The 20,678-nt window shown below is 47.0% G+C and carries 17 protein-coding genes; 8 read left to right on the top strand and 9 right to left on the bottom strand.

From position 1 onward, the window contains the following. The 5 genes from FJQ87_RS07415 to FJQ87_RS07435 all read right to left on the bottom strand — a co-directional run bounded on the left by FJQ87_RS07415 (window position 1) and on the right by FJQ87_RS07435 (window position 6,371). Window positions 1–2,061: an acetyl/propionyl/methylcrotonyl-CoA carboxylase subunit alpha gene (locus FJQ87_RS07415; RefSeq protein WP_140932001.1), complete on the bottom strand. Its 2,061-nt coding sequence runs from the start codon at window positions 2,059–2,061 to the stop codon at window positions 1–3. 1 nt (window position 2,062) lies between these two features. After that, a complete protein-coding gene (locus FJQ87_RS07420; protein ID WP_140932003.1) occupies window positions 2,063–2,956 on the bottom strand; it encodes an enoyl-CoA hydratase-related protein in 894 nt (297 codons plus the stop codon). 22 nt (window positions 2,957–2,978) lie between these two features. After that, the gene (locus tag FJQ87_RS07425; RefSeq protein WP_140932005.1) at window positions 2,979–4,586 is read right to left on the bottom strand and encodes a carboxyl transferase domain-containing protein; all 1,608 of its coding nucleotides are present in this window, start codon (window positions 4,584–4,586) and stop codon (window positions 2,979–2,981) included. Between the two features lie 109 nt (window positions 4,587–4,695). After that, window positions 4,696–5,865 (bottom strand): isovaleryl-CoA dehydrogenase, encoded by a 1,170-nt coding sequence (locus FJQ87_RS07430; RefSeq protein ID WP_140932007.1) that lies wholly within the window; start codon window positions 5,863–5,865, stop codon window positions 4,696–4,698. A 116-nt stretch (window positions 5,866–5,981) separates the two neighbouring features. After that, window positions 5,982–6,371, bottom strand: a complete 390-nt coding sequence (locus tag FJQ87_RS07435; protein ID WP_140932008.1) for a MerR family DNA-binding transcriptional regulator — start codon at window positions 6,369–6,371, stop codon at window positions 5,982–5,984. A 335-nt stretch (window positions 6,372–6,706) separates the two neighbouring features. On the opposite strand from FJQ87_RS07435, the gene FJQ87_RS07440 reads away from it, so the two are divergent. From FJQ87_RS07440 to FJQ87_RS07455, 4 genes are all read left to right on the top strand, one after another. Next, window positions 6,707–8,680 carry a propionyl-CoA synthetase gene (locus tag FJQ87_RS07440; protein ID WP_140932010.1) on the top strand — a complete coding sequence of 658 codons (1,974 nt, stop codon included), beginning with the start codon at window positions 6,707–6,709 and terminating at the stop codon, window positions 8,678–8,680. Window positions 8,681–8,900: 220 nt separating this feature from the next. After that, complete coding sequence (gene gndA, locus FJQ87_RS07445; protein WP_140932012.1) at window positions 8,901–10,433, top strand: NADP-dependent phosphogluconate dehydrogenase; 1,533 nt, start codon at window positions 8,901–8,903, stop codon at window positions 10,431–10,433. A gap of 326 nt (window positions 10,434–10,759) precedes the next feature. After that, window positions 10,760–11,278: a hypothetical protein gene (locus tag FJQ87_RS07450; RefSeq protein ID WP_140932014.1), complete on the top strand. Its 519-nt coding sequence runs from the start codon at window positions 10,760–10,762 to the stop codon at window positions 11,276–11,278. A gap of 226 nt (window positions 11,279–11,504) precedes the next feature. Continuing rightward, on the top strand, window positions 11,505–11,861 hold the full coding sequence (locus FJQ87_RS07455; RefSeq protein WP_206194375.1) for a 50S ribosome-binding protein YggL: 357 nt from the start codon (window positions 11,505–11,507) through the stop codon (window positions 11,859–11,861). A 115-nt stretch (window positions 11,862–11,976) separates the two neighbouring features. On the opposite strand, the gene pepT is transcribed toward FJQ87_RS07455, so the two are convergent. The 3 genes from pepT to FJQ87_RS07470 form a co-directional block, all read right to left on the bottom strand. Next, entirely contained in the window at window positions 11,977–13,218 is a 1,242-nt protein-coding gene (gene pepT / locus FJQ87_RS07460) for a peptidase T (protein WP_140932016.1), read from the bottom strand. 60 nt (window positions 13,219–13,278) lie between these two features. Beyond that, a complete protein-coding gene (locus FJQ87_RS07465; protein ID WP_140932018.1) occupies window positions 13,279–14,832 on the bottom strand; it encodes an AbgT family transporter in 1,554 nt (517 codons plus the stop codon). A gap of 564 nt (window positions 14,833–15,396) precedes the next feature. Beyond that, window positions 15,397–16,281 carry a 1,4-dihydroxy-2-naphthoate polyprenyltransferase gene (locus FJQ87_RS07470; protein ID WP_140932020.1) on the bottom strand — a complete coding sequence of 295 codons (885 nt, stop codon included), beginning with the start codon at window positions 16,279–16,281 and terminating at the stop codon, window positions 15,397–15,399. 213 nt (window positions 16,282–16,494) lie between these two features. Here FJQ87_RS07470 and FJQ87_RS07475 point away from each other — a divergent pair, with 213 nt between their 5' ends. From FJQ87_RS07475 to ompW, 4 genes are all read left to right on the top strand, one after another. Beyond that, window positions 16,495–17,406: an SDR family oxidoreductase gene (locus tag FJQ87_RS07475; protein ID WP_168195159.1), complete on the top strand. Its 912-nt coding sequence runs from the start codon at window positions 16,495–16,497 to the stop codon at window positions 17,404–17,406. Window positions 17,407–17,502: 96 nt separating this feature from the next. Next, the gene (gene tesB, locus FJQ87_RS07480) at window positions 17,503–18,366 is read left to right on the top strand and encodes an acyl-CoA thioesterase II (protein ID WP_140932024.1); all 864 of its coding nucleotides are present in this window, start codon (window positions 17,503–17,505) and stop codon (window positions 18,364–18,366) included. A gap of 7 nt (window positions 18,367–18,373) precedes the next feature. Next, window positions 18,374–18,778 (top strand): YbaY family lipoprotein, encoded by a 405-nt coding sequence (locus FJQ87_RS07485; RefSeq protein ID WP_140932026.1) that lies wholly within the window; start codon window positions 18,374–18,376, stop codon window positions 18,776–18,778. A gap of 265 nt (window positions 18,779–19,043) precedes the next feature. After that, window positions 19,044–19,670 (top strand): outer membrane protein OmpW, encoded by a 627-nt coding sequence (gene ompW / locus FJQ87_RS07490; RefSeq protein ID WP_140932028.1) that lies wholly within the window; start codon window positions 19,044–19,046, stop codon window positions 19,668–19,670. Window positions 19,671–19,746: 76 nt separating this feature from the next. Here the strand turns inward: ompW and FJQ87_RS07495 are convergent, their stop codons facing one another. Then, the gene (locus FJQ87_RS07495) at window positions 19,747–20,490 is read right to left on the bottom strand and encodes an SDR family NAD(P)-dependent oxidoreductase (protein WP_140932030.1); all 744 of its coding nucleotides are present in this window, start codon (window positions 20,488–20,490) and stop codon (window positions 19,747–19,749) included. Window positions 20,491–20,678 lie beyond the last annotated feature (188 nt).

Genomic DNA, 20,678 nt, shown 5'->3' on the forward strand with positions numbered 1-20,678 from the left:
TTAAGCCTCTTGCGCCTTGGCTGATGCAGGCTCTGTTAGTGTTAGCTCTGCTGATTGAACTAAGTCCGCTGGGCGCAGTTCTACCAATAAGCTGCCATCTTTCACTAACTCGCCTTTGGCATAAAAAAAAGCGCTAACAGTGCCATCAAAGGGCGCCGTGATTGTGTATTCCATCTTCATGGCTTCCATCACTAACAACCCTTGGCCAGCCACGACTGTGTCACCTGCGGCCACTAAATGCGCCGCTATGGTGCCATTCATCGGCGCTTTGAGCTTATCTTCGGCATTGATTTTTTGTTCATGCACTTGGCGCTGTACGGCTTTGAAATGATGACTGCCGGTGGCTAAAAACAAGGTGAAATCATCGCCCACCTGACTAAACGCCAGCTGCATTTTATGACCATTAATCTCAGCTAATAAGTGCTGCCCACTTAATGTGCCCGTGAGCTCATAAACCTTGTCTTGGATGACTAACTGATAACCATCTTGCTGCTCATTTACGCGTAATTGCTGTAAATGATTGGCATCATCAAGCAACACAATAGTATGCACGCCGTGGCTATTAATTCTAAAACCGTTGCCAATATTCCAAGGTGAATGCGGGTCGGTGGCGGTTTTATTTAAAGTCTGAGCCTGCTTGCGCGCTAATACTTGATAGAGGGCGGCGCAGGCTAACGCTTGGGCGTGATGGTTGTCATCCTCAACTTGAGTCAGTAAATCATCACCAAAACGTTCAATAAAATCGGTACTAAAGTTGGCCGCGGCAAACTCAGGGTGGGTGGCAATCTTAGTGAGAAACTCCACATTATGCTTAAGGCCGGCAATATGATACGACTCAAGGGCGTGGGCTAAGCGCTGCAAGGCGCGTGGGCGCGATTCATCCCAGACTATGAGCTTGGCAATCATAGGGTCGTAAAAGTTACTGATGACATCGTGCTCGCGCACCCCAGAATCAATGCGCACATTGGGGCTTAATTTAGGCTCGCGCAGAAATTCAAGTTTGCCGCTCGCAGGTAAAAAGTGGTTGTGCGGATCTTCAGCATAAATACGCGCTTCAAAGGCGTGGCCACGAATCTGCACTTGCTCTTGGGTCAATGGCAGGGGTTGCCCGCTTGCCACTAACAATTGCCAGTGCACCAGATCTTGGCCGGTGATCATCTCAGTCACGGGATGCTCAACCTGTAAGCGGGTATTCATTTCCATAAAATAGAAACGGTTATCGCTGCCGAGTAAAAATTCCACCGTCCCGGCGCCCACATAGTTAATGGCTTTGGCCGCGGCAACGGCGGCTTGCCCCATCTGCGCTTTAAGCTCGGCTGATAATCCCGGCGCAGGGGCTTCTTCGACGACTTTTTGATGGCGGCGCTGAATCGAGCAGTCTCTATCGCCCAAATAAATGGTATTGCCAAAGGTGTCGGCAAAGACTTGCACTTCAACGTGGCGCGGCTCACGTAAATAGCGCTCAATCAGCAGTTTATCATTACCAAATGACGAGCTTGCCTCGCGGCGCGCAGAATCGATAGCGCTGTTAAGCTGCGCTGCGTGCTCCACAATCCGCATGCCTTTACCGCCGCCGCCAAAAGCAGCTTTAATGAGTAGCGGAAATCCTATGTCATTGGCATTGCTAATCAGTACGGCATCACTTTGATCGTCGCCATGATAACCCGGCACTAAGGGCACTTGGGCGTTACTCATAATGATTTTGGCGGCGCTTTTACTGCCCATAGCTTCAATGGCGGCGCTACTGGGGCCAATAAAGCGAATGCCAGCAACTTCACATTGGCGGGCAAATGGCGCATTTTCTGATAAAAAACCGTAGCCTGGATGAATAGCCTCTGCGCCTGCTTTTTGGGCTATGGCTAAAATCAGCTCGCCTTTAAGATAAGACTCACTGGGGGCGCTGGCACCTATATAAAAGGCTTCATCGGCCATGGCAACATGGCGCGCGGCTTTATCTGCATCTGAATACAGCGCCACTGTGCGTATGCCTAATTTTTTGGCCGTGGTTATGATGCGACAAGCAATTTCGCCGCGATTAGCAATCAAAATCTTAGTGAACATATTACTGGGCTCCACTGTCTGTGGCGGGCGAAGGTATGGCGCCCTCTTGGCTGCTATCCAAAGGTCGCCAGTTGGGCGCGCGTTTATCAAAAAAGGCATTTAAGCCTTCTTGGCCTTCCGCGGACACGCGAATTCGAGCGATACGTTCACTGGTGTAATCTAAGGTGTCCTGATTGATGGCACCGTCTTCAATATGGCGCAATAAACGCTTCACCCACGCCATGGCTTGCGGACTATTGGCCAGCAAGTGTTGCAGGTGGGTGAGTGCCGCTTGCTCTAAGTTATCGCTAAGCTGGTGGACAATATTAAGAGATAGAGCAATATCAGCATCAAAGCGCTCGGCCGTTAGCATATAGCGCCGCGCTTGGCGTTGCCCCATAGCGCGCATCACATAAGGGCTAATAACCGCAGGGATGATCCCAAGCTTAACTTCGCTTAGGCAAAAGCTGGCATTTGGAGTAGAAATAGCGATATCGCAGCAACAAATCAGCCCTAAGGCGCCGCCATAGGCTGCGCCTTGCACTAGCACTAAGGTGGGTTTAGGAAACTGATCTAACATATGCATTAAGGTCGCTAATGAGCGCGCATCGTTAAGATTATGCTCAAAATCCAGGTGCGCTTGTTTGCGCATCCAGTCTAAATCGGCGCCAGCGCTAAAATGCTTGCCGCTTGCGCGCAGCACTAATACTTGGCACTGAGTCTCACGGCTAAATAAGGCTAAGGCGCTAATCATTTCCGCTATCATCTTGTCATCAAAAGCGTTATGCAGCGCAGTGCGATTGAGGGTTAAGATGCCAACGCCATCATTTAAGTGGCATTCAATGGCGCTAAATTTATGATCGCTAAAGGCTTGTTGGCTAGCGTCTAAATTAAAGGGATTGCTAAGTGTGTTCATTGTCATTGCCTCTTTGGCTTAATTACATCCGAAACACACCAAAATGGGTGTCGGCAATTGGCGCATTTAAGGCCGCAGAAAGGGCTAGACCGACCACGTCTCTGGTTTGCACTGGGTCAATAATGCCATCGTCCCATAAGCGCGCGCTGGCATGATAGGGATGACCTTCCTTGTCATATTGGGCGATAATTGGCGCCTTAAACACTTGCTCATCGGCCTTGCTCCACTCTTGCCCTTGGCGGGCTAAACTATCGCGGCGCACTGTGGCTAAAACCCCAGCGGCTTGTTCGCCGCCCATGACTGAAATTCTGGCGTTAGGCCACATCCACATCATAGTGGGCTCAAAGGCGCGGCCGCACATGCCATAATTGCCCGCGCCATAGCTGCCACCTATGATCACAGTAAATTTAGGGACGTTAGCGCATGACACGGCCATCACCATCTTGGCGCCATGCTTGGCTATGCCTTCATGCTCGTATTTTTTGCCTACCATAAAGCCTGTGATGTTTTGCAGGAATAACAGCGGAATTTTGCGCTGACAGCAAAGCTCGATAAAGTGCGCGCCTTTTTGGGCCGACTCAGAAAATAAAATGCCGTTATTGGCCACTATGCCGACTAAATAGCCATGAATTCTGGCAAAGCCGCACACTAAGGTTGCGCCATAATTGGCTTTAAATTCATCAAAGTCTGAATTATCCACTAAGCGCGCTATCACTTCTTTGACGTCAAACGGCTTTTTAAGGTCGGTACCCACTATGCCGTATAGCTCGTTAATATCGTATTTAGGCGGCAACGTCGGGGTTAATGGGCTCAGGATGGTTTTGCTATGGTTAAGGCGCAGCACGGCGCGTCTTGCCAGCTCCAAGGCATGTTCATCATTGTGGGCTAAGTGATCGGCAACCCCTGAAATTTTAGTGTGCACTGCCGCGCCGCCAAGCTCTTCGGCACTGACTTCTTCCCCTGTGGCGGCTTTTACCAGTGGCGGACCTGCGAGGAAAATAGTGCCTTGCTCGTTCACTATTATCGACTCATCGGCCATGGCTGGAACATAGGCGCCGCCTGCGGTGCATAACCCCATCACCACAGCAATTTGCGGTATGCCTTTGGCTGACATTTGTGCTTGGTTGTAAAAAATGCGGCCAAAGTGATCGCGATCGGGAAACACTTCATCTTGGCGCGGCAAGTTAGCGCCGCCAGAGTCCACTAAATAGATGCAAGGCAAGTGACAGCGACTGGCTATCTCTTGGGCGCGCAGATGTTTTTTTACCGTAAGTGGATAATAAGTGCCGCCTTTTACTGTGGCGTCATTGGCAATAATCATGCACTCAATACCACTTACGCGGCCAATCCCAGCCACTACGCCAGCCGCTGGCACTTCTTCATCGTACACTTCAAAGGCAGCAAACTGGGCTATCTCTAAAAACGGGGAGCCAGCATCCAGCAGTTTATCTATGCGCTCGCGCGCTAATAATTTGCCTTTGGCGACATGGCGCTCAATGGCAATCGGGCCACCGCCTTGAGCAATAATGGCCAGTTTGGCTTTTAAATCGGTAACTAAGGTAGCCATGGCAGTATGCTTGGCGATAAATTCTTCGCTGCGGGCATTGATGCGGCTTAGCAATTGACTCACGGTAAGTTCCTTCTTTTGCTGTGGCTAATCGGCGGTTGTTTAGGGCGCCAGTTTCATCGAGTTAAGTTGATTGCATATAACTGGCGCAGTAGTCACTCGCCAGCATTGACTACTTAGACTCGTTAAACAGCTCGCGGCCTATGAGCATGCGCCGGATTTCTGAAGTGCCTGCGCCAATTTCGTAAAGCTTGGCATCGCGCAGTAAGCGCCCAGTGGCGTAGTCATTAACATAGCCATTGCCGCCTAAGAGTTGAATGGCATCTAAGGCTAATTTGGTGGCAAGTTCCGCGCTATAAAGAATGGCGCCAGCGGCGTCTTTTCGACTGGCTTCGCCGCGATCGCAGGCTTTGGCAACGGCGTACACATAAGATTTTGCGGCGTTCATGGCGGTATACATGTCGGCAAGCTTGCCTTGCACTAATTGGAACTCGCCTATGCTCTTGCCAAACTGTTCGCGCTCGTGAATGTAAGGTATCACTATGTCCATACAGGCCGTCATGATGCCTAATGGCCCGCCGCTTAATACCACGCGCTCATAATCTAGGCCGCTCATCAAGACTTTTACCCCTTGATTAAGGCCGCCTAAGATATTGTCTTCTGGCACTAAGCAATCTTGAAAGACGAGCTCGCAGGTATTGGAGCCGCGCATGCCCAATTTATCGAGCTTTTGCGCTTGGCTAAATCCGGGAGAATCCCGCTCAACTATAAAGGCGGTAATGCCGTGGGGGCCTTTATCGGCATCGGTTTTGGCGTAAATCACATAAGTGTGAGCATCAGGGCCATTAGTGATCCACATCTTGCTGCCATTAAGCACATAGTGTGCGCCTTGCTTGCGGGCGCTTAGTTTCATGGAAACCACATCAGAGCCGGCATTAGGCTCACTCATGGCGAGCGCGCCGATATGCTCGCCGCTAATCAGCTTAGGTAAGTAGCGCTGTTTTTGTTCCTCATTGCCATTACGGGCAATTTGGTTGACGCATAAATTAGAATGCGCGCCATAACTTAAGCCGATAGAGGCCGATGCCCGCGAGATTTCTTCCATCGCCACTACATGAGCTAAATAGCCCATGCCAGCGCCGCCATATTGCTCAGCTACCGTGAGACCAAGCAATCCCATATCACCCAAAACTGGCCATAATTCATTGGGAAACGCATTGTTTTTATCGACCATGGCGGCTTGAGGCGCAATTTCAATGGCGGCAAATTGATTGACGGCTTCACGTAATAAATCAATGTCTTCGCCTAGGCCGAAATTAAAGGGACGGTAGTGAGTATTCATGGCGGGTCCTTGAGGTCTTGTTGATGCTTATTCGGTTGTTATATTTATTATTATTGGTTTAGTTATGGTTTGGTTGTTGCGAGCACGGCAACTAAAGCTTGCTCGGTGTTTATGGCTTAGTCGCCATTGGCAAGCGCTGCGCGGCACTGCTGCTCGGCGCTACTTAATTCCATTAACACCACCTTGATATCGTCCATCTGTTGCTGCAAGGCCGTTTTCTTGTCGCTAATTAAGGACAGCATGGTATTAAGCTGGGACACACTGTTTTTATCGGCGTCATACAATTCAAATAAAATACGGGTTTCCGATAATGAAAAACCTAAGCGCTTGCCGCGTAAAATCAGCTTGAGTCTGACCTTATCTTTGAGGTTATAAATTCGGGTTTGGCCACGACGCTTGGGTTTGAGCAGCCCTTGATCTTCGTAGAAACGAATACTGCGGGTGGTGATATCAAACTCCTTTGATAACTCACTAATTGAATACGTAATTTTCTGACTTTGCGGCATTGTGTATCGCACATGTAAATGAATTGCTAACACCTTATATGAAGTTTACGTCAAGGTAAAGATTTTGGGTGAAATCTTGCTGCTATTTCGCCCATATTCATGCTTGTTGCCATGGCTTATCAATGGTTTAACAATGGCTTAAATCATGACTTAAATAGAGTGTTAGTCAGATATTAACGCGAGCACATAAGGGCGCGGCACCAGTAGGGATATAAGCCTTAGACAGGCAGTTGAGATGCTAGCCTAGGCTAACGTCTAATAGTGATACCCAGTCACCTAAGTCAATAATGGCGTTAGATAAGCGGCTGTGGGCTAACAGACTAAGGGAGTTGGGTATGGCAAGTTCTGATAATGGCTATCAAGATGAGCATTTAGTGGCGAGCGCACTTTTTGCCAATCAAGGCGTGCACCATAAAATCCATCAAGCGTCATTAGATCATCGCGAGCTATTTTGGGCTGAGGCCGCTAAGACCATTGATTGGATTACGCCGCCAACTCGTATTTTAGATTCAGGCCGCGCGCCGCTGTATCAATGGTTTAGCGATGGCGAGTTAAATACTTGCTATAACGCGCTCGATCGCCACGTCTTAGCAGGCCGCAGTGAGACAATAGCCTTACAGTATGTGAGCCCAGTGACTAACACCCATCAAGCCATCAGTTATGGCCAATTACTCGATAAGGTGAGTCGCTTGGCAGGGGTATTAACCTCACTTGGCATTACTCATGGCGATCGCGTGGTGATCTATATGCCCATGGTGCCAGAAACGGCTATGGCCATGCTCGCCTGCGCCCGTATTGGCGCTATCCATTCTGTGGTGTTTGGCGGTTTTGCGGCCCATGAATTGGCGGCGCGTATTAACGATGCCAAACCCAAACTGGTTATTAGCGCGTCATGTGGGATGGAACCATCAGGCCCAGTGCACTATAAGCCGCTCCTTGATCGCGCGCTGGAACTCGCTAGTCATAACGTCAGTCACACTATTATTTTGCAGCGCCCGCAGACGCAAGCGGCATTAGAGTCACCTAGAGATTTGGATTGGCTCGTTGCGCTTAATGCGGCTACCCCAGTGGGCTGCACGCCAGTCAAAGCCACAGATCCTCTGTATATTTTATATACCTCAGGCACGACCGGCCAACCTAAAGGGGTGGTGCGTGACAATGGTGGTCATGCCGTGGCGCTTATGTGGTCGATGGCCAATATTTTTGATATCCACCAAGGGGATACTTTCTGGGCGGCGTCAGATGTCGGCTGGGTGGTGGGCCACTCTTATATTGTCTATGGCCCGTTACTTATGGGCGCGACGAGTTTGTTATTTGAAGGCAAACCTGTGGGCACGCCAGATGCGGGTATTTATTGGCGCACTATTGCTAAGTATGGGGTGCGCAGCTTCTTTACGGCGCCAACGGCCATACGGGCGATTAAGCGCGAAGATAGCCAAGGATTATTGTGCCAGCACTGTGATTTATCCTCACTGCGGCAAATGTTTTTAGGCGGTGAGCGCTGCGATCCTAATACCTTGTTATGGAGCCAAAATTTCCTTAAAAAACCAGTGATCGATCATTGGTGGCAAACGGAAACTGGCTGGCCTGTAGCCGCGAATATGATGGGCGTTGCCCCTGTGACTATTAAGCCTGGGTCTCCTGCTTTACCTGTACCTGGCTATGAGGTGCAAGTGGTAGATGAAAATGGTGATGAGGTTGCCGCAGATACTTCCGGCAATATAGTGATTAAGTTGCCGCTACCGCCAGGGACCTTAACTAGCTTATGGCAAAACGATAAGCGTTATATCGACAGTTATTTGAGCATGTATCCTGGCTATTACTTAACAGGGGATGCGGGTTACAAAGATACTGATGGCTATCTTTATATCATGAGCCGCATTGATGACATTATTAACGTGGCGGGTCACAGATTATCGACCGGCCGCTTTGAAGAAGTCTTATGTCAGCACCCTTATGTTGCCGAAGTTGCTGTTATAGGTGTTGAAGATAAGCTTAAAGGGCAAGTGCCTTTAGGGTTAGTGGTGCTGAAACTTGGCGTCGATATTGATGAAAGCACACTTTATGATGAGTTAATTCAGCTAGTTAGACAGCAGATTGGCCCTGTAGCCTCATTTAAGTTGGTGAGCGTTATTCAAAAATTACCTAAGACACGCTCAGGTAAAGTATTGCGCGGCACTATGCGAAAAATGGCAGACAATCAGGAGTTTACCATTCCTGCGACCATAGAAGATCCGCAGGCACTTGAATTAGTGCGCCACATATTAACTCGCCTAGGTTATGCCGATGCGTTAGTGGCTGAGGCTTAAATCTAAGCAATAGTTAAAGGCGAGAGCAAGTATTAGTTAAAGCTTATCCCATAGGGGTAAGCCTTAACCTATTGCAAGTGAGCGGTTTTTGCTTAAATTGTGTGCAAATCGATGCTGGGTATCAAGGCTATCGGATTAAGTCACTATGAATTAAGTGGCACATGGTTATAATCCCCGTCAAATTTGGTGTTACCACCTCAGTACCCGTGGGAAAAATAATATGAAAAACCACAGCAAGTTAAATGATATCGCGGTAATCGGTCTTGGCGTGATGGGTAAAAACCTCGCGCTTAACATTTCAGATAATGGTTATAAAGTCAGCGCCTTTGATGTTGATAACCAAAAAATCCATTCCCTCGTTAGCCAAGCTCAAAGTGAAAGCCCGCAGTTAGACCCTCATAGAATTCAGCCATGCCTCGATGTTAAATCACTGCTTAATAGTCTTGAAAAGCCCAGAGTCATAGTCTTGTCTGTTCCCGCTGGCGCGCCTGTTGATGGCGTGTGCGCGGCGTTAATTGAAGCTGGCATAGCAAGCGATGACATAGTGATCGACACAGGCAATAGCCTTTGGACTGATACTGTGGCGCGCGAACAAAGCTATCAAGGCCAGTTTATTTTCTTTAGCTCAGCGGTTTCTGGCGGAGAAGTTGGCGCCCGCTTTGGGCCGTCATTAATGCCTAGTGGCAATCTTGATGCTTGGGCGCGAGTGGCCCCAATTTGGCGCGCCATCGCCGCTAAAGTAGATGGCGCCACGGGTTTACCCATTGAGCGCTTTGAGCCCGGCAATCCAGTGACAGAAGGCGAGCCTTGCACGACTTATATTGGCCCGAGCGGCGCTGGTCATTATGTCAAAATGGTGCATAACGGCATTGAGTACGCCGATATGCAGCTCATTTGTGAAGCTTATCATTTACTCAGTGCTGGCCTTGGCATGGCAGCTGTTGATATTGCGGCGGTATTTGCCCGCTGGAATCAAGGCAGTTTAAATAGCTACTTAATGGGAATTAGCGCTGAGATTTTAAGGCAAGCTGACCCACTAAGTGATAAGCCGCTGGTGGAAATGATCTTAGATTCCGCCGGGCAAAAGGGCACAGGTTTGTGGACTGCGGTTAGCAGCTTACAGATTGGCTGCCCAGCACCTACCATAGCTGAAGCCGTGTATGCTCGCGCCGTCAGTACTCAAAAGGCATTACGCACTGAGCTTAGCACTCGCTTGCAAGGAGTTAATGCCAATACCAGTACTTTGACAGATGACGAGCGCAGCGCATTTATTGATGCCCTTGAAGATGCGCTTTATTGCGCCAAGGTGTGTTGTTACGCCCAAGGATTTCAATTAATGGCGATGACAGCGGCGGAGCAAGGTTGGCAGCTCGATTTTGCTGAAATTGCTAAGATTTGGCGGGCAGGTTGTATTATTCGCGCGACGTTCTTGCAATCTATTACTGAGGCTTATCAAGCAGATAGTAAGCTCAGTCACTTATTGATGGCCGATATTTTTGCAACTAGCTTGTCAGATAAGCAATATCAATGGCGTAAAGCCGTAGCGAGCGCTGTGATGCAAGGCATTCCCGTCCCCTGCATTAGCTCAGCGCTGGCCTATTATGACAGCTACCGCGCTCCGACCTTACCCGCCAACTTGTTGCAAGCGCAGCGCGATTATTTCGGCGCCCATAGCTTTGCCAGAATCGATGGTCCAGTCCAAGACAAATTCCATTTCGATTGGAGTGGCTCGCGCACCTTAAATAAGCTGTAAGTCGTCAATCAGATGACTCAAGCGCCTTGGCTTATGCCACAGGCGCTTTTTTTATTTAGGGTTTTATTATTGGTGCATGACCTAGCTGTGCATCAGTTATTGCTGCGCAAATTCAAACCCAAACCCACAATCCACCCAATACGGCTGTTAACTTTTTGTTTACAACTGCTGGGTGCGGTGCAATATTAACTAAACTTGGCGATTATTAAGGGTAAGTACACAGATTGAGTCATTCGCCAGCTAAGTTAATAAGACCCTGAGCCATCGAACCCTAATCATCCAGTTCAGGCTTTCAAATCCAAAATAATAAGAATAAAGGATTTAACATGAAACTAGTGGTCGCACTTTTGAGTCTCGTTTTAACTGCTTGCTCCAGTATTCCTTCGTTATCTAGCCTGCAATTTTCACTCATGAATGATGACTATATTACCAAGCTCAATGCCGATGATATTCGCGCTAAAGTTATTTCGACCGGCGATGACATTAAGCTTGCCGCCCCAGTGCTAACTTTCACGGCTAAAACTAATCAAAAATTCCATTTCGAACTCGTAAGCGACAGCGTGCAACGCTTTGAACCGAGTAAGGGATTTTTCTTCGCTTCTTTGCCAAAAACTGAATATCTCTATCGTCTATCTGCGCAAGGGCGAGCTGAATTTATCAAGATGCAGCAGTTAGTTAATTCTGGTCAAGTGTCTAATTTGGAATACCATTTAGACCTGCCGCAAGCAGAGACTCATGTGGCAGCTAATGATTTAACCTTGGCGCTTAAGCTTGAATCGCAACAAAATTTTATTACTTTGCTCGATGAGTGGGAATTTGCTAAATCGAGTGAAGTGGCGCGTTAACTGCCTTAAGGCAATCGCGGTATCTGCTTAGGCTCACTTGGGTTAGAGCAGTGCGAACATAGTCAGAGTGCAATCAAAAGAGACTGCCACTGTGCCTGAATGAGATTAATACTGGCCTTAGCCAAGTAAAAACCGTCTTAAGGGGCAATTGTTACTGGTTTCTGGGGCGATGGCGCAGTACTATGCCTGCAAGAAGTCGTTGATAGTAACCTTTAGGCGGAAAGTAATGAAATTAGATAAGATTGACAACAAATCTAAGCGTTTACGTAAGAAACTGTACCTCGGTGAGTTTGCCGTATTCGGCTTTCAATTGCAGTGTCAGCTGTCATGCACCACAGATTCGCAGTACGATGCCTTCACTGACGAATTATTTGTATTTTTAGAAGCGCAACAGTTATGCACTGTATGCGGCGCCTCTAAAGGTCGTTGTGATGCCATCGTATTACCAGAAGCCCGTTATGGCGCTCCTGAAGCTTCTGCCATTGCTGCACTGAAAACTTGGTTAGAGAACCATTCTATGGTGTCTGAGCCTATGTTAGGTGAGTTGCAAGACTTAACCTACGATGAGTTTGAAGTGGTTTAATTAGCTTATGGCTAAATGGCTGCTTGGCAGCCCATAGCGTTAAAAATAGCACGTCTTGGACGTGCTATTTTTTTGTCATTTTTTTAGGCTTTTAAAGCCTAATCAAGTGGTTACGCTATGGCATCTGGACAGCTTGCGCCACCAATGACAAGGTAACTTGATAAGATTTCACAAAGGATGACATAGGTAAAAACTCAAACTTTGAGTGGAAGTTATGGGCGCCAGTGAAGTAATTAGGCGTCACTATGCCCATGGCCGATAACGCTGAGCCATCGGTGCCGCCGCGCATAGCGATAGTTTTTGGGGTGACATCTAATTGCTTAAATGCCGTATAAATCGATTTTACCGCGGGATGATTGGCATCGGCTGTGTTGGCGATATTGGCATAAGTGTCTGTGATTTCAAGTGTAATGCTTGCGCTCGGATAGCTTGCTTGGGTGCGCGCCACCGCTTGAGTTAACACTTGTTTTTTATCGGTAAACTTAACCACATCATGATCGCGAATGGCGGCATCCATGTGGGCGCGGGCGGCATTAGCCTGCATATCGGTAAACCAAATATAACCTTCGCGCCCTTCGGTGTGCTCAGGTCTTTGCAGCGGATCGCATTGATCAATAATATGTTTTGCCACCAAAATTGGATTAACTAACACATTTTTGGCCGACATAGGGTGCGCCGTGACCCCTTTAATATCTATGCGGGCATGCGCCGCGTTAAAGGTTTCATAGACGATTTCACCGCACTCGCAGCAATCTATGGTGTAGGCGTATTCTGGGAAAAAGCGTTGTAAATCTATGAGCTTAACCCCTTTAAGTCCCACTTCTTCATCAGGCACAAACGCGAGATAAATATCGCCATGGGGAATATCATGGCTCAATAAATGCTGCGCCATTTCCATGACTACGCTAATGGCGGCTTTATCATCGGCGCCAAGCACACTAGTGCCGTCACTAAAAAAAATATCATCATTAAGATATTGATTGATTTCAGGATGCGCGGTTTTATCAAATTCAATATTCAGCTCGGAGTTCAAGCATAAGCTTTGGCCTGTGTAATGAATTTTTTGCGGTTTAATGCTGGATGATAAGCCGACATCCACAGTATCTAAGTGAGCCACAAAGCCGATGGCGGTGGCTTTGGTATCAGCATTCAGATTGGCTGGGATTTTAGCGGTTAAAATCCCATGACTATCAACCTCACAATCGCTAATGCCCATGGCGATTAATTCATCGTGAAGCAAGTGCGCCAACTGTAATTGGCCTGGGGTCGATGGTACTTGCTCTTGATTAAAGGCACTTTGGCTGTCGATGGCGACATAGCGTAAGAAGCGAGCTTCTAAACGGCTTTCAATACTCATGGGTACTCCAAACATTGAAAAAACAATCAGTTTCTATGGTTTTTAGGGATGTTATTGCATTTAGTTACTCGCTGGATAGGTGTAACCTGAGTTAAATCCCAGCGGTATATCTAATCCCCAAAATAAAAATAAGGTGGCGGTTAATACGATTAATAGGCCAACGCTGTAAGGTAACATCATACCTACAATAGTACCCACACCAGTGTCTTTTACATAGCGCTGACAATACATGATGATGAGCGGATAAAAGGCAAACATAGGGGTTGAGACGTTAATGGCCGAATCAGAAATCCGAAACGCTGCTTGGGTGAGTTCAGGTGAAATGCCGACCGCCATCAACATGGGCACAAAAATCGGCGCTAAAATTGCCCATTTAGATGAGGCTGAGGTGATCACAAAATTCAACACCGCAGTTAATAAGATAATACCGACCACAGTAAAGCCTGCGGGCATATCAAGCATCTTTAAAAAGTCGGCGCCAGAGACAGCAATTAAGGTACCTATGTTTGACACTTTAAAGGCGTATAAGAATTGCGCCGAGAAAAAGGCAAACACAATAAAGCCAATCAAGGTCTTAACGACACGCTCCATGGCCTGGGTCACATCATTAGCGTTGTTAAATTTCCCGACGGCGTAGCCATAAACCAGTCCTGGCAAAGAAAACACTACTAAGATAATCGGCACAATCGCTTGCATTAAGGCGGCTTGGGGTGAGGTTAAACTGCCATCGGGCGCTCTTAATAAAGAGTCAGCCGGATAGGCGAGGGCGAAAATGAGCGCGCCAAAGCCTAATAGCCACAAACTTGCCTTCACAAAGGCTTGATGTTCTTTCGCTGATAATTTGGCATCAACATCTGAGGTATCGATTTCGCAATTAACTGGCCACATTTGTTTAAGGCGCGGCTCGACGATTTTATCGGTAATGTACCAACACACCCCAATGACACCGACTGTGCCGCCGAGGCTGACAAAGTAATTACATAAGACATTGACGTGGTAATTAACATCAATAATGCGCGCCGCATCTTGGGTAAAAGATTGCATCACAGGGTCTATGATGGATGGGGTAAAGCTCGCGGTAAAGCCGCCCGCAAGACCGGCAAAAGCCGCGGCAATGCCGGCCAATGGATGGCGGCCTGAAACATAAAACATCATGGCGGCCACTGGCATTAAAATGACATAGGCACTGTCAGACACTACATGTGAAATCACCCCAATTAACACTAATGATGGCGTTAATAACGACATAGGCGTGAGTTTCAGCATCTTTTTAATCAGCACATTCACATAACCTGAGCCTTCAGCTATGCCTATGCCTAAGGTGGCCACTATGGTCATGCCAAGCGGCGGATAATTAACAAAGTTATTGACTAAGGCTAAGGTGAAATCAATAAGTCGCTGCGGCGTAAACATGTTATTGACGATAACGGCTTCGCCTGACAATGGATGCACATAATCAAACTGCAGATAGGACAAGCCAAGGCTTAACAGCATGCACAGGATTAAGGCATACACAAATAACATAGTGATATTGGGGAGGGCATTACCAGCACGCTCGACAATATCAATAAACCCCCGCGATGATGGGGAGGTGTTTGGGATAATGACAGACATAAATCACTCACTCTTATTCTATTTTTTGTGAGCACCCGATAGACGAGATCAAAGTTCAGCGTGTGGAAATAAGGCGATGGCTTAAGCGCTTGGTGTTAACCCTTGAGATAAGCACTTAGATGCAGATACTTAGATGTCGCTGTCTTAATAGTGGTGCCTTGTTATAGGTTCCGTTGTTCGGAACTTGTCATAGCTATTTGTCATAGCGACTTGTTATCAGTAGTTAGCGCTACGCCCTAAAACATACAGCAAAGCCTAAGATGAAAGTGGATTTTTATCTGAAAATGCGAGCTTTATCTTGCATCTAAAGCTAATTTCGAGAATAAATGCTTAAGTATGTCGTACTTAATAAGGCGCTTAATTAAGTGCTTAATAATCAATGGCTAAAGTGATTTTATATTGTAGCGGCGTGGACATGTGTTTGAACTGGGGAAATCACTGACTTGCCACTTGCTATGGTTAATCTCGCTTTTAACCTAGAAAGTGGCAATGTCTGTATTTGTCTGTATTGAACTTGAATTGAGCCTAAATCTAGCGGCCTGCAGCTAGCAAGCCATCAGCTGATTAAGCGCCATAGGCTTGGATTATTAAACCAAGACTAAAGAGTCCTGAGAATATCATGGTCAATTTTGCGGTTTGACCCAGTAATGGATTGAGCGCTTGGCCATCGGTCACTAAAAAGTCTCGGGCTAAGCCGCGGGCCATAATTAACGATAACCCTGCCAGTAATACCGGAATGCCGCCTAGCAAGCCTAATAAAAACCCACCAATAATCAAAGCAAAGGGTAAATACACTAAGGCTTGATAAAGATTTTTTGCCGCTTTATTGCCAATTCTTACCGCTAAGGTGCGCTTACCTGCCTTAGTATCTGTGGTGATATCGCGGGTATTGTTAACCAGCATAATCGCTGCATTAAATAAGCCAATGGCCGAGCCTAACAGCCAAGCATCAACAGTTGTACTTCCCGCTTGAATAAAATAGCTGCCAACCACGGCCACTAATCCAAAGAAGACAAAGGCGGCGACTTCACCTAATCCGTGGCTCGCTAATGGGTAAGGGCCGCCGCTATAGCTAAGGGCGCCTAATACCGCAAAAATGGCAAGCGCGGCGACCACTGGGCCGCCATGCCATATCAAGATAAAGCCAATTAAAATGGCGGTGATTAATGCCGCTATCATGCCATTGCGAACTGTGGTGGCTGGCAGTAACCCAGATTGAGTCACGCGCACAGGCCCTAAGCGCTCGTCAGTATCGACACCACTTTTAAAATCAAAGTAATCGTTGGCGAGGTTGACTGCAATCTGCAGTAATACCGCGCATAAGGTTGAAATCAAGGCGATGGCAAGACTAAAGCTTGGCAGGCTAAGGGCTAACATATTACCGACCAGCAAAGGACCAATCGCTGCGGGTAAGGTGCGTGGTCTGATGGCTAACAACCAAGGATTCATAATGTGGGATATTCTTCTTCGTTAATTAAGGATAAAGCGTTACATGTGTTAGTTGGCTTGGGCCAAGATGGCTGATGATAACATATTTCAGCCTCATTTTATGTGAATGTGATGTGAGTCGTAACACTTTGATGTAATGATAAATAAATGCTGCTGAGTTCAAAGTTTACTGGCTCTGTTTATGTTCTAGTAAGGCAGGAGTCAGGGTTAACTATGGATGGTAGACAGATGCGATTTGATAACCAGCAGATAGTCATTTCTGGTGCGGCCAAGGGACTGGGACGCCATTATGCGCTCGCGCTTGCTCAACGTGGCGCCACACTTATTCTTATCGACGAACTTAGTGTTAACGCCCCAGAAGTGATTGAGCTTGTGCTTAAAATTAAAGCATTGGGTAGCCAAGCTCATTATTTTGAGCAAAGCTTTTTAGCCTTAACCCAAGCCGATGAATTAGTCAGTAAAATTGTAGCCATAAGCCCGCATATTGACGTGCTCATTAATGGCGCCAGCCTTGATTATTATAGTGATTTTAATCAACTCGATCCCGCTAAGTGGCAGCAGCAATGGCAAACCACCGTCAATTTTAGCCTGCTGTTAACCCACGGCTTATGGCCTGTGATGAAGGCGCAAGACTATGGGCGGGTATTAATGCTCACCAATATTAGTGGCTTGTATGGCTCCGACCATTCAGTGGCATTAAGTTCGGCCAATATGGCGTTACTGGGTATGGTCAATAGCCTCGCCATTGAAGGTGAACAGAGCAATATTCATGTCAATAGTTTGTGTGCCCTTGCCGTTACTGAAGTGCCAGAAAAACACTTAGCGGCGCGGGTTAGGCCTATTTTTGGCACAGAAACCCCCATTGCCGCCATGCTATTTTTGGTTAGTACCCGCGCGCCGTCAGGGCAGCATTTACTGGCTGCTGCAGGCAGCATTAGTCGCGGCACGTTTGCTGAATATGCGAGCGAATATTTTTTTGCGGAGGAATGCACGCCTGAAATCATTGCCAGTCGCTGGCGCCATCCAAAGACTTGCCGGCTGCTTGAGGTTCATACCTCGGCTGAGAGTAAAATTTCCGCTTGGTCATTTCGCGGCGCGAAAGAGCACAATATTAAACTGGTTTAACTTTGCTAGATCTTTAAGCGGCTTAAGCACCTCAGGCTTGCCTTTGCTGGCGCTGACCTTTATCTTGAGGGCAGCATTAGTGTAATAGGTATTGATATGAGTCAGGTGTTGGACGATTTACTCGCCTTATTGGCGTTGGAACCGATAGAACAAGGGTTATACCGCGGCCAAAGCCAAGATTTAGGCTTTGGGCATGTGTTTGGCGGCCAAGTCATGGGGCAAGCCATCAGTGCTGCTCGGCAAACTGTCGCTGGCGATCGTAAAATTCATTCGTTTCATTCTTATTTTCTGCGCGCTGGCGATGAGAAGTTACCCATAGTTTATGATGTCGAAAATATGCGTGATGGGGGCAGCTTTAGTGCGCGCCGCGTTCAGGCTATTCAAAAAGGTCGACCAATTTTTTATATGACTTGCTCATTTCAAACAGCAGAGCAAGGCTTTGAACATCAAGACCCTATGCCTGCAGTGGCAGGGCCTGAAGGTTTACTTAATCAGCAAGAGTTAGCGTTAACCTTACGTAATAAGGTGCCGCCTGCAATCTTAGAAAAATTCATGGCCGACGCGCCGATCGAAATGCGCTTAGTGGACGCGTTAGACCCTGTGGCGCCCACTGCCACTGATACTAAGCGCCATGTGTGGTTTCGGGTCAATGGTGCGCTGCCAAGTGATGACAGCGTCCATAATTTGCTGCTGGCTTATGCCTCAGATTTCAATTTCTTAGTCACGGCGCTGCAGCCCCACGGCGTATCGTTTTTAACCCCAGGCATGCGTTTAGCTACGATTGATCATGCCATGTGGTTTCACCGCCCATGCGATTTACAAGATTGGATCCTCTATAGTGTGGATAGCCCAAGTGCCAGCAATGACCGCGGCTTTGTGCGTGGCCAATTCTTTAACCGCCAAGGTCAGTTAATTGCATCTTGCACCCAAGAAGGCTTGATTCGTCAGCTAAAAGGATAAGGCTCAAATGAAAAAATATTTCGCCAGTGTGTTATTGCTCGTCTCGAGCTTAGTATTAAGCGGCTGCGTGACAGTTGAACCGCCTCAGCCTGTAGTGATTAATGGCGCGGCCGGTTATTTAGAAAAAATCAGTTTGCCGCCAGGCAGTGTGATTAATATTGCGATTATTGATTTTAATACTCCAGGATCGATCATTGCGCAAAAGAACTTTAATGTAGCGCGCGTTCCTGTACCGTTTAAGTTTTTATTGCCGGCCGATTCCATTAAATCCAACATAAATTATGGCGTGGTGGCTATGATCCAATATCAAGGGCAAGTGTTATTTCAGACCTATGATAAATATCCGGTGATCAATAATGATAAATTCACCACCGAAGTTATCATGAAGCCGGTATATCCAAACCAGCCTTAACGATGTAGCGTTTGCCATAAAAGCTAATTAAGTCAGCAATAATGACCGTGCGTTTTGTTCGATATATTACTCGAGCAAGATGCGCGGTTTTTTTATGCAAGTTGTTTGTTTTGCGATCAGTATCTCGTTGTTAGCGTTTGGTTTTTGTACTCCATAGGTTTATTGATCTGCGTCAAGTTTGTTAACGACTTTTTCTGGCAGTGTAGCGCTAGATGTTAATTAAGTTGCAAATTTAGCAATCACATTGTGATGATGGAGTATAACAATGAAGAAAGTATTGATGGGATTGATTGGCGCCAGTTTATTGTCAGCACCTGTACTTGCGCACCAAGCGGGAGACATCATAGTGCGCGCTGGTTTTGCCGTGGTAACGCCTAATGAGTCGAGCCCAGATGTATTGGGTTTAGGGGAATTTAGTGTCGATGGCAATACCCAGCTAGGGTTAAACTTTGGCTACATGATTACTGATAATTGGGCAGTGGAATTATTAGCGGCCACACCATTTAGTCATGATGTGTCTTTGCCTGATGTTGGTGTGATTGCAGAAACTAAACATTTACCACCTACCTTAGTGGCACAATATTATTTTGGCGAGGCGGGTAGTCAGTTCCGCCCCTATATTGGCGTTGGGGTTAACTTCACCAATTTCTTTGATAATGAATTTACCGCTACGGGTAAAAGTTTAGGCTTAGCGGATTTAAGCATGAGCAACTCCTGGGGCGTTGCGGCGCAAATTGGCGCCGATTATAAAATCAATAAAAACTGGTTATTCAACGCTTCTGTGTGGTACGCACAAATAAGCACAGACGTGAGCTTTAATGCCACGCCAACCCCGATTAAAACCGATATTGACCCATGGGTTTATATGCTGAGCCTAGGTTACGTATTTTAAGATGTGATATTTAGCTGCTTAACTAAAATGGCGCCTAGGCGCCATTTTTTATGAGTCCATAAGTATCAGTAATGAACTATTTACTCTCGCCTTTCTTTTTCCAGCGGCGAGTATTGTAAATATACTCAGGTAATATGTTGCTAAGCCAAGCCATTAGCATCCAACGTTTAGTCACATAGGCGCGGCGTTTGCCTTTATTTAATGCCTTGATGATTTGCCCCGCCACTGTTGGCAGGGGAGCAGACCAGAGGCGACTTTGATGCATAGCCGCTTTATCTAATAAGCCTAATTGAATATCTGTGATGGTGAGCGGCAACTTTAGGCGCTGGGCATGCATAGATAAGCCTTGCAAGTAATTGGCAGCAAAAGCTTTTGAGGCATGATAAGCCACAGATGAGCCGCCGCGCTGGCCTGCGATTGAATTAATCGCGCCTAAATGGCCATAGCCTTGCTGTTTAAATAGCGCAAAGGCCGTGTTACAGATAGCGGCAAAGCCTTGCACATTGATAGTGATCATTTGCTGCTCTGCCGCCCATGGCAAGCTTGGGTGATAAAGATTGACGCCGGTATTCACCAGAATTAAATCAACACCATCCATCTGTTGCCATGCTTGCTTAAGGGTGGCAATCGCAGCGTCGGCATTGTCTAACGCTAATTTTTCAAGGGTGACTGGTGTTGGTAATTGTTGCACCCATTCAGTCAAATTTTCAGGATCTGCCACTAATAAGTGCAAAAGCACCCCTTGCTGCGACAGTTGACGAACGATTTCTTGGCTTAATTGCGAACTAGCGCCAACAATGATGGCTTTGGCTTGAGTCATAAGGATATCTGGCTGAAAGTGTATCGCTTATGATAGAAACATCTGCCAGCATGAACAAGAATATTATCTCTGCTTTATGGCTAGCGCTTAGTCAGTTAGAATCGACGCTGAAAATCTTTCATCTTAGATTGTCAAAGATACTGCTAAATTGAAGCTTAGAGGTATGGACATCTAGAAGTCTTATTATA

Source organism: Shewanella sp. SNU WT4, from assembly GCF_006494715.1.
Lineage (GTDB): Bacteria > Pseudomonadota > Gammaproteobacteria > Enterobacterales > Shewanellaceae > Shewanella.

Excerpts from the sequence above, each read along its gene's own strand:
- FJQ87_RS07415 (WP_140932001.1), bottom strand. The coding sequence starts at position 2,061 with ATGTTCACTAAGATTTTGATTGCTAATCGCGGCGAAATTGCTTGTCGC.
- FJQ87_RS07420 (WP_140932003.1), bottom strand. The coding sequence starts at position 2,956 with ATGAACACACTTAGCAATCCCTTTAATTTAGACGCTAGCCAACAAGCC.
- FJQ87_RS07430 (WP_140932007.1), bottom strand. The coding sequence starts at position 5,865 with ATGAATACTCACTACCGTCCCTTTAATTTCGGCCTAGGCGAAGACATT.
- FJQ87_RS07435 (WP_140932008.1), bottom strand. The coding sequence starts at position 6,371 with ATGCCGCAAAGTCAGAAAATTACGTATTCAATTAGTGAGTTATCAAAG.
- FJQ87_RS07440 (WP_140932010.1), top strand. The coding sequence starts at position 6,707 with ATGGCAAGTTCTGATAATGGCTATCAAGATGAGCATTTAGTGGCGAGC.
- gndA (WP_140932012.1), top strand. The coding sequence starts at position 8,901 with ATGAAAAACCACAGCAAGTTAAATGATATCGCGGTAATCGGTCTTGGC.
- FJQ87_RS07450 (WP_140932014.1), top strand. The coding sequence starts at position 10,760 with ATGAAACTAGTGGTCGCACTTTTGAGTCTCGTTTTAACTGCTTGCTCC.
- FJQ87_RS07455 (WP_206194375.1), top strand. The coding sequence starts at position 11,505 with ATGAAATTAGATAAGATTGACAACAAATCTAAGCGTTTACGTAAGAAA.
- pepT (WP_140932016.1), bottom strand. The coding sequence starts at position 13,218 with ATGAGTATTGAAAGCCGTTTAGAAGCTCGCTTCTTACGCTATGTCGCC.
- FJQ87_RS07465 (WP_140932018.1), bottom strand. The coding sequence starts at position 14,832 with ATGTCTGTCATTATCCCAAACACCTCCCCATCATCGCGGGGGTTTATT.
- FJQ87_RS07470 (WP_140932020.1), bottom strand. The coding sequence starts at position 16,281 with ATGAATCCTTGGTTGTTAGCCATCAGACCACGCACCTTACCCGCAGCG.
- FJQ87_RS07475 (WP_168195159.1), top strand. The coding sequence starts at position 16,495 with ATGGATGGTAGACAGATGCGATTTGATAACCAGCAGATAGTCATTTCT.
- tesB (WP_140932024.1), top strand. The coding sequence starts at position 17,503 with ATGAGTCAGGTGTTGGACGATTTACTCGCCTTATTGGCGTTGGAACCG.
- FJQ87_RS07485 (WP_140932026.1), top strand. The coding sequence starts at position 18,374 with ATGAAAAAATATTTCGCCAGTGTGTTATTGCTCGTCTCGAGCTTAGTA.
- ompW (WP_140932028.1), top strand. The coding sequence starts at position 19,044 with ATGAAGAAAGTATTGATGGGATTGATTGGCGCCAGTTTATTGTCAGCA.
- FJQ87_RS07495 (WP_140932030.1), bottom strand. The coding sequence starts at position 20,490 with ATGACTCAAGCCAAAGCCATCATTGTTGGCGCTAGTTCGCAATTAAGC.